Annotated in this window: 1 protein-coding gene and 1 pseudogene; both read right to left on the bottom strand. The window is 71.9% G+C overall.

Features of this window, described 5'->3' with window-relative positions; all coding sequences use genetic code 11:
- Nucleotides 1–78 precede the first annotated feature (78 nt).
- Nucleotides 79–630 (bottom strand): annotated as a pseudogene (locus SJH88_RS19100) (response regulator); the annotation flags it as partial.
- On the bottom strand, nt 627–1,363 hold a 737-nt coding region (locus tag SJH88_RS19105), incomplete at its 5' end, for a response regulator (RefSeq protein WP_274755387.1). The gene SJH88_RS19105 and the pseudogene SJH88_RS19100, both read right to left, overlap by 4 nt.

Consider the following 1,363-nt stretch of genomic DNA (forward strand, 5'->3'; position numbering starts at 1 on the left):
GTGGCCTCGGCCGAGGCCCTTGCCAGCACCCCGTCCACGCCTGCCGCGCCATCACCAGTGGCGCAGGGTCTCGCCCACGGTGGCGCTGCCGGCGTCACCGGGGCTGTCGCCATAGGCCAGCAGCAGGCGCCGCGCCAGCGCGGTCTGCCACAGGATGCGGCCATCCGCCACACGCACCGTCATGCTGGCGTAGCCAAAGGCATCCAGCGCACTGCGCGCCTGCAGGGCCTGCTGCGCCTGGCTGCGGGCACGCCGGGCGGTGCCCAGGTGCACCTGCATGCGGGCCAGCACCTCGGCGGGCTTCAGGGGCTTGGTCACATAGTCCACGCCACCGGCAGCCAGGGCAGCCACCAGGTGCTCGGTCTCGGTCAGCCCGGTCATGAACACCACCGGGATGGCCGCGGTCTGCGCGTCGGCCTTGAGGCGGCGCGCCACCTCGAAACCGTCCATGCCCGGCATCAGCGCATCCAGCAAGATGATGTCTGGCTGGGCCTGCGCGGCGCGCTGCAAGGCCTGCTCGCCATGCGTGGCCACCAGGACGGTGTAGCCCGCCTCATCCAGCGCGTCGTGCAGCACCGACAGGTTGTCGGGCACGTCGTCCACAATCAGCACCACGTCCGGCGCGTTCATGGCAGCCCCACATCCGTCGCCTGCTGCTGCGCCACCGCGCGCGCCAGGCCGTCCATGTCGAACTGCTGCACCAGGCCGCGCCACTGCGTCCACAGCACCGCCTGCGCGGGGTGTGCCTGCTCCAGCTGCGCCAGGGCCTGGCGCACGCCGCGCACATAGCCCAGCTGCAGCGCCTGGCACAGCGGCGCCAGGTCCTCGGCCGGGACCGCGGCGACGGGCGGGCCATCAGCCCCAGGTTCTTTGCTATTGAATTGCATAGCATCTTGCGCCCGCTGTACGGGCGTTGCGGTGGGTTTTGCTTCTAGGGCGTAGTGCCACACCAGGTCCAGGCGCTGGGCCAGCCAGTGCAGCAGCTCGCTGTGGCGCACGGGCTTGACCAGGAAGTCCTGCGGCGCAATCCCCACGTCGTTGGGCAGCTCGCGGTCAAAGGCATTGGCCGAGACCACGGCGCAGGCGATGTCGCCGGCCTGCAGCGCCCGCAGGCGGCGCAACGTTTCCCAGCCGTCGATGCCGGGCATGGCCAGGTCCATGAAGACGGCATCGGGCACCCAACCGCCCGCCACCCAGGCCAGGGCCGCATGGCCGCTGTCGGCCTGCTGCACCTCAAAGCCCAGCGGCGCCAGCAGCTGCCGCAGCACGCCGCGGTCGGCCTCCTCGTTGTCCACCACCAGCACCCGGCGACGCGGCCCGGCATAACCCACGGGCATGCGCTGCAGCGGCGCGGCGGCCGGCG

This window comes from Comamonas sp. GCA5, from assembly GCF_036541385.1.
GTDB lineage: Bacteria > Pseudomonadota > Gammaproteobacteria > Burkholderiales > Burkholderiaceae_C > Comamonas > Comamonas aquatica.